Consider the following 1,207-nt stretch of genomic DNA (forward strand, 5'->3'; position numbering starts at 1 on the left):
GCGCATCGTTGTAGCTGGACCAATTCGTCGTACGGTAGCGGGCTGGTGTGGGCTTGCTCATCTGCCCCGTCTAACCGCATGGATTCGTGATGTGAATCCTTAGCACTCAGAGTTCTGCAACAACGCCCCTTGTTCAAATGAAATCATGACCCGCTCTTAAGTAGAAAATCCACACCAAGATACATCTTTAGACTGCTTCGGTTTGTCAACCTGACAGAACCGCACAGAGCGTTTGCCACTGCGCGGACCGGTTCGAACTCCCGAGGCAGTTGAGACCGTCTAGAAAACTGTCCAGCGGACCGTTTCAGGTCGAAACGTGCGAAGCCCAAGGCGCAGGCCGCACCGCTGCGCCCCACGTCCCAAAGCCCCCCGCTTCATCTTTGTAAAAATACTCCCGCCCCCTGCCCGGCAGGCGGCTGTGCCGCCGAGAGGGGAGGCTCCCGGAACCAGCGGCCACGACCCGGCCCAGACACCTCGCAGCCGTTGCGCCAAACCCCAAACCACCGCACGCCCCGCTTTCCCAGCCTTAACCCCGCTCTGCCATACTCCCAACCGTCGCGACACAAGGTGCGGACTGACACCCCGCACCAGCAGGAGATACGGGCCCCCCCAAGACCCTCCTCTTCATTGGGTGCAGGGGTTCTCCGCAGACCGAGAGCTTTCGAGCGGATATGGGGATTTGCGATCCCCTGCCGGTCCTCCGCCATCCTGGCGGCGCCGCCACCTCTTACCCGGCCAGACCTTTCGGCCATGAGCACATAACGGCCCAACCGGCCCCCAAAACAGCAAACCAACCGGACGGGGATCCCCTCCCGCCGGGCCAAACCCATGCGCGCTGCGCGCCGCATGACACATCCGTGAGGCCTGTTGCCTGAAACCCCTTTCCCTTCCTATGGTCACGCCAGCCAATCACAGCAAAGAGAGCGGGCATGAATTTCATCGCAAACAACCAGCTGCCCCTGCTTTTGCTGTTCTTCCTTGCGGGCCTCATCGGCACCGCCTTTCTGTTCCGCAAACCGGCGGGCCACCGCGCCTGGAAACTGGCGGACCTCGTGTGGGTGGTCCTTGGCGGTTTCGGTGCGCTGGTCGCGGTGATCTCCGGCATCTACGCCGCCGACAGCTCCAAACTCGAACGCCAGATCGACATCGCCTATGCCGCAACGGCGGCCTTCGACCGCGACGCCGCCCGCTTCCGGCTGCGCTTCTG

1 pseudogene is annotated in these 1,207 nt (G+C 62.4%); it reads left to right on the top strand.

Annotated elements, in window-relative coordinates:
• Window positions 1-929: 929 nt before the first annotated feature.
• Window positions 930-1,207, top strand: a pseudogene (locus tag A2I95_RS39985) (hypothetical protein); the annotation flags it as partial.

This window comes from Leisingera sp. F5, assembly GCF_001593695.1.